This window comes from Polyangium sp. 6x1, from assembly GCF_029946515.1.
Lineage (GTDB): Bacteria > Myxococcota_A > Polyangia > Polyangiales > Polyangiaceae > Polyangium.
Genome location: NZ_JARZHH010000145.1, coordinates 1 through 8,877 on the forward strand (window position 1 = coordinate 1; position 8,877 = coordinate 8,877).

Genomic DNA, 8,877 nt, shown 5'->3' on the forward strand with positions numbered 1-8,877 from the left:
CAGCCGGGGTTTTCGCGCCTCCGGCCGCGCCGCCCGCTGGCGCGAAAGCCCCGGCTGCGCCCCCCGCTGCGCCGCCCGCTGGCGCGAAAGCCCCGGCTGCGCCCCCCGCTGCGCCTCCGGCTGGCGCGAAAGCCCCGGCTGCGCCTCCGGCTGGCGCGAAAGCTCCGGCCGCGCCGGCGGACGCAAAAGCGCAAGCAGCGACCCCGGACACGAAAAAGGACGCGGCGCCCGCGGACGCGAAAGCGCAGGCCGGGGCCGATGCAAAGGCACCCGCCGCACCGCCTCCCGATCCGCAGAAAGAAGCGGCGAAGAAATTCGAAGAAGGGGTGCGCGCGCAGAAAGCCGGCCAGCACGACAAGGCCCGCGAAGCGCTCGACGCCGCGTTCCAGCTCAAGCCGAACGCGGAGATTGCGCTCGCCCTCGCGCGCTCCGAAATGCAGCTCGGAAAGCCGCGCGACGCGGCGGAGCACCTCGCGTATTTCCTGCGCGAGGGCGGTCAGGCGGCGAAGCCCGAGGAGCGTCAGGCGGCCGAGAAGATGTTCGCCGAGGCGAAGTCCAAGGTCGGCACGCTGCTCGTGAGCGTCGACGTGGACGGGGCCGAGGTGCAGGTCGACGGCAAACCGGTCGGGACGTCGCCGCTGGGCGGCGCGGTCTTCGTGGAGCCGGGCGCGCGCATTCTCACGGCGCGCAAGGAAGGGATGCCGGAGACCAAGAAAGAGCTGACGGTCGCGGCGGGCGCCGAGAGCGCGGTGCCGCTCGTGGTCACGCCGCCGCCGCCGCCTCCGGCGAAGCCGCCGCCGCCCCCGCCGCCGCCTCCGCCGCCGGCGCGGAACAAGACGTTGATCCTGGCGGGCGCTGGCATTGCGGGCGGGCTCGCGCTCGTGAGCCTCGGGACGTTCATTGGGTACTCGGTCGTCGATTCGAACAGTTACGACACCTGGGAGACGAACAAGTGCGCCCGGGCGAACCAGCAATGCGTGAATGATTTCCGGGACTCGCAGAGCACGAGCGCAGCGCTCGGAACGACGGCGCTCGTGACGCTGATCGGCGCGGGGGTCATCGGCGCCGGTACGGCCGTCTACGCATTGACGGGCCCGAAGTCGCAGCCTTCCGCGTCCTTCCATGTGACGCCTGGCGGTGTCGTGGTGAAGGGGAGCTTTTGATCGAGGGCCGGACGCCCCGACAAACGAGAGGTTGGAATCTCCAAATGAATCGGTACGGATCATCGATGACCTTGGCTTTGACCCTTGGCGCGCTCATGGTCGCGCTCGGGGGTTGTCCCGACGACGCCCCGCTGCCGCCGGACACGACGGGCGGCGCGGGCAACGGCGGCTCGGGTGGAATGGCGTCGAGCTGCGGCGACGGCGCTCTCGACATGGGCGAGACGTGCGACGACGGGAACAACACGGACGGCGACGGCTGCTCCGCCTGCGCGGTGGATGCTTGCTGGACGTGCGATACGAGCGCGCCGAGCGCCTGCACGGCGAAAGCGGCGGGCGAGGCGTGTGAGGGGACGAACGTCTGCAATGCCGCGGGCCAGTGCGTCGAGTGCATCGACAACGCCCAGTGTGGCACGGGGTATTGCTTCAATGACGCGTGCGCGTCGTGCGACGATACCGTGAAGAACGGCGACGAGACGGACGTCGATTGCGGTGGCACGCACTGCGGGCTGTGCGAGCAGGGGAAGACGTGCGTCGCGGGGGCGGATTGCACGTCGACGTTCTGCGCGGATGGCGTTTGCTGCAGCGCTGCGTGCGACGGCGCATGTTCTGCGTGCGACATCGCCGGGCTCGTTGGCGAGTGCAGCTTCATCGACAAGTATGGCGATGATCCGAGCTACGGCATGGGTGAGTCGTGCCTCGCTGCGGACGGCAAGACGTGCTCGGGGCTGGGAAATTGCCTCTTGGCCGAGGGCACGGCCTGCGCAAATGGCAACGAGTGTATCACCGGGCGGTGCGGCGATCCCGACATGGACGGGACCAAGACGTGCGTGAAGCAAAACGGCGAGCCCTGCACGGCGAACGGCGAATGCTTCAGCAACAACTGCATGGATGGCGTCTGCGCCATGTGAAGTAGCCGCGGGGGCTCGACGAGCCCCCGCGCACCCCTCTTCCAAACCAGCCCCCTTCCCGTCCTTCGTCTCTCTTCACGTCCGCCTGAAGCTCGGGTAGCGTCCGTCCGGAGACCTCGAGGTACCGGTGAACGGAGCGTACGCGCGGATTTGCGGATGGTTGGCGGCCTTTGCGCTGCTCGCGGCTGGCTGTGGCCAGATCCTCGGCCTGGACGAGTACGTGCTCGTCGGCGGAGCCGGCGGTTCGGGTGGGTCCACGCCGGGTTGCGGGGACGGCGTCCTCGCCCCGGGCGAGAGCTGCGACGACGGGAACGACGTAACGGGCGACGGTTGCACGTCGTGCTCGGTGGACGCTTGCTACACGTGCACCGGCACGGTCGGCACGCAGAGCATCTGCATGGCGAAGAAAGCCGGCGAGCTGTGCGCGGCGGGCCTCTGCGATGACGCGGGGAAGTGTGTCGAGTGCCTTGTCAACCAGCATTGCGGCGCGGATGGCTACTGCTTCGAGAATGCCTGCAAGAGCTGCGATGACGGGCTCATGAACGGCGACGAGACAGACGTGGATTGCGGCGGTACCCATTGCAATCCATGCGCCGAGGGAAAGATTTGCCTTACGAACGATGATTGCGCGACAACGTTCTGCACAGACGGTGTCTGCTGCGGCAGCGCGTGCGATGAACCGTGCGTAACGTGCATCTACCCAGGGTTTCTCGGCAACTGCACAGCCATAGACAAATATGATGAGGATCCGAGTTATGGAATGGGCGAGGCATGCCTCGCCGCCGAGGGCGAGGCATGCACGGGCGTCACCGCCTGCCGAAAGGCCTTGGACCAAGCATGTACAAGCAACATTGAGTGCGCATCCTTGCATTGCGCCGATCCCGACATGAACGGCTCCAAAACCTGCGTGAAAAACATCGGCGACCCCTGCACCCTGCCCGCCGACTGTTACACCAACATCTGCACGAACGGCCTCTGCGCAATGTGACGGCCCTCGCGCGCGTGTTCGCCTGGACCGAACACCCGTTGCGCCCCCTCCCCGACCCGTGGTAGTCCCCCGCGCCATGACGGGCACGCTCCACGACGAAATCCCCATTCTCGATCTCCAGGACGTCGGCTCCGGCGACGCCGAGCGCGAACAACGGGCCGCCGCTGCGATCGAGCGTGGGCTCGGCCGGTACGGGCTCGTGTACGTGAAAAACCACGGCATCGACCCCGCCGCGCTCGACGCGTTCTACACCGAGTTCCTCGCGCTCACCGCCCTCCCCGAGGCCGACAAACGCCGCTGGGCCCGCGCCGACCTCTGGTTCCAGCGCGGATACACACCGCCCAACACCGAAAAGGCCGTCGTCGCCGGGGGTCAGCCGGATTTCAAGGAGTGCTGGTTCGCCGCGCCCATCGACGTCGATCCCGTCGCCGCCGAGCTCTACCCCGAGATCCACCCGCCGAACGTCTGGCCCGAGGACCGGCCCCGCTTCCGCACGTTTTACGAGGCGATCGGACGAGCCCTGCACGAGGCCGGCCTCGCGCTCCTCCGCGCGTGCGCCGACGCGCTCGCCCTGCCCCGCGAGACGTTCGTCGACGTGACCCGCGGCGCCCCGCACGTCACGCGCGGCCTCTTGTACTTGCCGCTCGACGCGCAGCAATGCGAGAGCGGCGTCCTCTGGGGCGAGGAACATACCGATTTCAATTTGCTCACGCTCCTGCCGGGCGGCTGGTTTCTCGACCGCGATCGGAATCGCTGCGCGCGGCCCGACAATCGGAGCGGCCTCTTTTTGCGCACGCGGGGCACGGACGGTCGCCCCGGCGGGGAGCTCGTGCCGGGGACCGCGCCGCCGGGCTGCATCGTGGCCCAGGTGGGCCAGCAGCTCGAGATCCTGACCGGAGGGCGCCTGCTCGCCACGCCCCACGTGATCACCGCGCCGAAGACCCCGGGCTTTGCGCGCACCTCGATGGCCCATTTCGTCCACGTGCACACCGATACGCGCCTCTTCCCGCTGCCCCCCTTCCAGACCCGCGAGACGATGATGGCCTATCGGCCGCCGGTCCTGGCGGGCACGTACGACATCAAGACCCTGGTCGATATCGGCCTCGCGCCCCCCGAGGTCCTCTCGAAGCTCGGCTATCGCCATTACGACAGGCTCGCCAGCGTGCGCGCGGGCGAGAGTCGCTGAAAAACCCCCCTCTCGATCCAGGCGGCTGGCCGCTGTTCTCCCGCGTGAATGCAGGAGGCGCGAAAGGGCCGCGCGTTGAGTCCAAAGGTCCGGCGTGGTAAGAAAGGCCGCCCATGCGCCTCCCGTCCACGCGCTCGTCGCTCGTCGCGCTCGCGCTCCTCGCCGCCCCCGCGCCCGCGCTCGCCGCTCCCCCGAAGGCCGATCCGCCCCCGGCGCTGCGCCTCGCGATCCAGCGCGCCACGCTCGACAACGGCCTGCGGGTCGTGATGAACGTGGATCACGCCTCGAACGCAGTCGCCATCGCCGTCACGTACGACGTCGGCTCGCGCGACGAGGCGGCGGGGCAAGGCGGGTTCGTCCGGCTCTTCGAGCACCTCCTGTTCGGCGCCACGAAAAACCTCGCCGCGGGCGAATTCGAATCGCTCGTGGCCAGCCGCGGCGGGTTCGTCACGGCGAGGAGCGCGGTCGATCGGACGGCGTATTCGATGATCGTCCCCGAAAACGAGCTCGCGCTCGGCCTCTGGCTCGAAGCCGAGCGCATGCGAAGCATCGACCTCCGGCAGGCGGCGATCGACGGAGGCGAAAAAGCCCTCGCCATCGCCGATCACGTGCCCTACGGAAAAGCCGAGGCCCGGCTCGGCGCGCTCGCATTCGAGGGATGCCCGGCGTACGCGCACGGGACGTCGGGCGCGGATCTCCAGCGCGCGGATCTCGCCGCGGTCCGCGCCTTCCACGCGGCGCATTTCGCCCCGAACACCGCCGTGCTCGTGCTCTCGGGGGATTTCGATCCCGACATGGCCATGACGCTCGTGCACCGTCATTTCGACGGCATGGCCCGTAACCAGGCCAAACCGTTCGTCGAGCCCACGGTACCCGAGCAAGCGGCGGAGCGGCGCGAGGTCGTCGAGGACGCGCTCGCCCACGCGCCGGCGCTCTCGTATGGATTCGTGATGCCGAGCCTCGGGACACGCGAGCACGACGCGCTTCGCATGGCGCAGGTGATCCTCGGCGACGGCGAGGGCTCGCGGCTCGCTTCGCGCCTCGTGCGGGCGGACGCGCTCGCGACCGAGGCGCGGGCCGAGGTCGACGCGCGTTTCGGCCGCGGGCCGGGGCTCTTCCGTATCGAGGTGCGGCTCGCGAAGGACGCGGCCCCGGCCGAGGTGGAAAAGCGGATCGACGCGGCGCTGAAGGAGCTCGCCGACGCGCCCCCCACCGCGGCGGAGATGATCCGGGCGCGGAAGAGGCTCGAAGCGGGGTTCGTCCTCGGGCTCGCGGGGATCCGGAATCGCGCGCTGGAGCTCGGCAAATACGAGCTCTGGAATGGCGACGCGCGGGCCATTGGGCGCGAGCTCGAGCGGCTCGCGAGCGTGACGCCGGCGGACGTGCAAAAGGTTGCGGCGCAGGTTCTCGTGGCGAAGCGCGGAACCGTGATCGAGACGCGGCCGAAGCCGGTGGTCGTGGGTAACGTGGCGAGCGCGGCGGAGGTGACGCGATGAAGCAGGGCACGCGTGTCCTCGGGCTCCTCGCCCTCCTCGTCGCCGGTTGTCCCGGCCAAACCGTCGCGCCCCCGCCGCTGCATACGCCTCCGCCCGCGAAGACGGCCGATGCGAAGCCGAAGGAGCCGGAAGCGGCCCCGGAGCCGAAGGAGCCTCCGCCCGACGCGGCCCCGCCGAGGCCCTTTTCCGCGCCGAAGACGACCTCGGTCGAACTGAAGAATGGCCTGCGCGTCGTGAGCCTGCTCGATCGCGCGGTGCCCGTGGTGCACCTCCGGGTCGCGGTGCTCGCGGGCACGGCGGTGGACGGAGAACGGACGGGCCTCTCCGCGATCTGCGCGCGGGCCGTCGCGTCGTCAGGGGCGGGGGCGCTCGACGCGATCGAGCTGCGAAAGCGATTGGAAGGGCTCGGGGCGAGTTTGTCGGTGGACCTGAATCCGGATCGGGTCGTGTATGGCATTTCGGTGCACGCGCCCCGGTTCGCCGAGGCGGCCGAGCTCGTCGCGTCCGTCCTCGGCCGCCCGCGGCTCGATCCGAAGGAGATCGAGCGCGTGCAGGCCGCGCTCGCCGAACGCGCCGCGGAGAAAGCCCGGAGCGACGGCGCCTGGGGCGCTCTGATGGCGCTGCATCGCGACCTCTTCGCACTCCCGAGCGAGCACCACCCGTACGCCTCGTTCGACGCTACGGCCGAGGAGATCGCGCAGATCAAGCCCGCCGATTGCAAGGAGTATCATCGGCGCCATTTCGTCCCGAAGAACATGATCGCGGCGATCACCGGCGACGTGCCCGCGGACGAGGTGCGCAAGGTCGCGGAAAAACACCTCGGCCCGCTCTCCGGCAGGGTTGCTCCCGCCCTCTCCTTCACCGACCCGATGCCCCCGGAGTCGACGAAGATCACGCTCGTCGACCGGCCCGGCAGCACGCAAAGCGAGATCGTCGTGGGGTCGCTCGGACCAAAGGAGTCGGAGCCGACCTACGCGGCGTTCGCCGCCGCGGCCGAGGTCCTCGGCGGCGCGGTCACGGGGAGGCTCGCGGCCGATCTACGCGACCAAAAGGGGCTCGCCTCGCGCGTCTTCGCGGAGACCGTGCCTTTCGCGAACGGGCCGTCGGCGTTTTACGTGTACACGAAGACGAACGACGAGCGCACTGGCGAGGCCCTCACGGCGGTGCTCGAAAAGCTGCGCGCCCTCACCCAGGAGGCGCCGAGCCCACGCGAAATGGACGTTGCCGCGCGTTTCCTCGGCAGCGCGCGCGCCGTGAGCACGAGCCGCCCCGGCGCGCGCGCCGACGAGCTCTGCGATCTCGGCGCCCGCGAGCTGCCCGACGAGGCCCTCGACGAGCGCGTCGCCGCGATCCGCGCCCTTTCCCCCGAGGCCGCGGCGAAGGCGTTCGCCGAGCATGTGCGCCCTGGCCACGCCGTCGTCGTGGTCGCGGGTGACGCTGCGAGCGTGGGCCCCCTCTTGCAGAGGTTCGGCGAGGTGAAGGTCGTGGACCCGACGCGCCACTTCGCCCGGATCCGCACCCTGCCCGCCGCCGCGGCCCCCGCCCGGCCCTGAGATCCCGCGCCCGGGATCGCGAAGACGAAAACCGGAAACGGGTCCCGGATTTCACGGGTGAAACGCACCCGCTCGCATCCTGCCCCTGGTCAATCCAGCGACCCCCGCGAAATGCCCGGGATCCGTCCCTCCCGCCCTGACCGAGGGCCTTGGCCCGGCCCTTGCTAGTACGTCCCGCGTTCCTTTTTCGAGCCCGACGGGAGGGAGGTGCGGCATGCCTAGCGTGCTCATCGTGGACAGCGAAAGTACCCAGCGTCGATCTTTGTCGCTGGCTCTACGCCTCGAAGGTTATCGGGTCGCCCTCGCCACGTCCGCCGACGAGGTGAAACGCCATCTGGACGACACGCAGGGATATGACGTGGTGATGGTCGATCTCATGATCCCCGAGCTCAACGGCCTGGATCTGGCCCGGGAGATTCGCCACGGCTTCCCGCGGGCTCGCATCATCCTGACGAGCGCGTATCCGCTCTCGCAACGCCAGCTCGAGCGGACCGAGTGCGGCGCGATCGGGTTCGTCCCGAAGCCGTACGAGCTCGACGAGGTCTCCCGCTACCTGCGCTCGAAGCTCACGGTCGCGGCCTGAAGGCTCACGGAACAAGGGAAACCTCGGTGGAGCGCCTCCATTCGCTCCTCCGAGGTTTCCCTTGCTCCTTTTCGAATCAGGGCATTCCGAGGCCGTTGGGATCGGCGCAGCAGCGGAAGCCGAGGTTCTTGTTGAAGGCGTCGCGCCTGCGATCGATCGACGGGGAGGTGCACGACATGAAGCCCCCCTGGTCCCAGAACGAGCCGCCCCGATCACGGCACTGATCGTCCTTGGGATCGCTGCCGTTTCCGGCGGGCTTGCAGGCGTCCTCCCACTCCCACACGTTGCCGGACATGTCGAAGAGGTTCGAGAAGCCGGGACCGCCCTTGCAGTTCGTGGCGGCTTTGACCGGCTCGGCATTGCCGTTGCCGGCGTTCTGCATGCCGTCGTAGGGATCGTCGACGCACCTGGCGGATTGGTAGTCGTCGCCGTACGGATAATTCCGCTCCCCTTTGTTGGAGCAGGCGTACGTCCACTCGCTCTTCGTGGGATCGTTGAATTCGTCGTAGCCGAGCGGTTGGTCCCCGAACCGGCCGCACAAACGCTTGCCCACGCCCTCGCAGAAGGCCCGCGCGTCACACCAATCGACGCAAGCCACGGGGTGATTCGGTTTGCCGATCGGATCGTAATGGCTGGAATTGCACTGCTGGCCACTCGAACGCGGGAGGAATGAGGTTTTCCAGCCGCACACGGGGTCTTGCGAATCCGGGAGCGGGATCGTCAGGAGCCACGCCGCGTATTGCCCGCTCGTCACCTCGGTCGCGTCGATGCAATAAGGCCCCTCGGGCCCCTCGACGAGCACCATCGGCGTGCTGTTGGTGGGGCACGTCGGCCCGCCGCCACCCGCGCCACCCTGGCCGCCCGCGCCGCCCATCCCGCCGGCTCCGCCGACGCCGCCCGCGCCGCCCGCGCCCCCGACGCCGCCCATCCCGCCGGCGCCGCCCGCGCCGCCCATCCCGCCGACGCCGCCCGCGCCCGCGCTCCCACTGCTGGAGCTCGC

8 protein-coding genes are annotated in these 8,877 nt (G+C 69.4%); 7 read left to right on the plus strand and 1 reads right to left on the minus strand.

Translation table 11 applies throughout. The features are described from left to right. The 7 genes from QHF85_RS49015 to QHF85_RS49045 form a co-directional block, all read left to right on the plus strand. A partial coding sequence (locus QHF85_RS49015; RefSeq protein ID WP_281334458.1) for a PEGA domain-containing protein occupies window positions 1-1,163 on the plus strand: 1,163 nt, incomplete at its 5' end. Window positions 1,164-1,228: 65 nt separating this feature from the next. Continuing rightward, window positions 1,229-2,071: a hypothetical protein gene (locus QHF85_RS49020; protein ID WP_281334459.1), complete on the plus strand. Its 843-nt coding sequence runs from the start codon at window positions 1,229-1,231 to the stop codon at window positions 2,069-2,071. A gap of 127 nt (window positions 2,072-2,198) precedes the next feature. After that, window positions 2,199-3,059, plus strand: a complete 861-nt coding sequence (locus tag QHF85_RS49025) for a DUF4215 domain-containing protein (RefSeq protein WP_281334460.1) — start codon at window positions 2,199-2,201, stop codon at window positions 3,057-3,059. Window positions 3,060-3,135: 76 nt separating this feature from the next. Continuing rightward, a complete protein-coding gene (locus QHF85_RS49030) occupies window positions 3,136-4,245 on the plus strand; it encodes a 2-oxoglutarate and iron-dependent oxygenase domain-containing protein (protein ID WP_281334461.1) in 1,110 nt (369 codons plus the stop codon). A gap of 113 nt (window positions 4,246-4,358) precedes the next feature. Then, window positions 4,359-5,741, plus strand: coding sequence for a pitrilysin family protein (locus tag QHF85_RS49035; protein ID WP_281334462.1), 1,383 nt, complete (start codon window positions 4,359-4,361; stop codon window positions 5,739-5,741). Further along, window positions 5,738-7,294 carry a pitrilysin family protein gene (locus QHF85_RS49040; RefSeq protein ID WP_281334463.1) on the plus strand — a complete coding sequence of 519 codons (1,557 nt, stop codon included), beginning with the start codon at window positions 5,738-5,740 and terminating at the stop codon, window positions 7,292-7,294. The genes QHF85_RS49035 and QHF85_RS49040 overlap by 4 nt, the downstream gene beginning before the upstream one ends. Before the next feature lie 214 nt (window positions 7,295-7,508). Further along, window positions 7,509-7,877: a response regulator gene (locus QHF85_RS49045; RefSeq protein ID WP_281334464.1), complete on the plus strand. Its 369-nt coding sequence runs from the start codon at window positions 7,509-7,511 to the stop codon at window positions 7,875-7,877. Window positions 7,878-7,953: 76 nt separating this feature from the next. Here the strand turns inward: QHF85_RS49045 and QHF85_RS49050 are convergent. Then, window positions 7,954-8,877, minus strand: a 924-nt coding sequence (locus QHF85_RS49050) for a formylglycine-generating enzyme family protein (protein WP_281334465.1), incomplete at its 5' end; no start/stop codon positions are given.

Coding starts and splice junctions, on each gene's coding strand:
- QHF85_RS49020 (WP_281334459.1), top strand. CDS start 1,229: ATGACCTTGGCTTTGACCCTTGGCGCGCTCATGGTCGCGCTCGGGGGT.
- QHF85_RS49030 (WP_281334461.1), top strand. CDS start 3,136: ATGACGGGCACGCTCCACGACGAAATCCCCATTCTCGATCTCCAGGAC.
- QHF85_RS49035 (WP_281334462.1), top strand. CDS start 4,359: ATGCGCCTCCCGTCCACGCGCTCGTCGCTCGTCGCGCTCGCGCTCCTC.
- QHF85_RS49040 (WP_281334463.1), top strand. CDS start 5,738: ATGAAGCAGGGCACGCGTGTCCTCGGGCTCCTCGCCCTCCTCGTCGCC.
- QHF85_RS49045 (WP_281334464.1), top strand. CDS start 7,509: ATGCCTAGCGTGCTCATCGTGGACAGCGAAAGTACCCAGCGTCGATCT.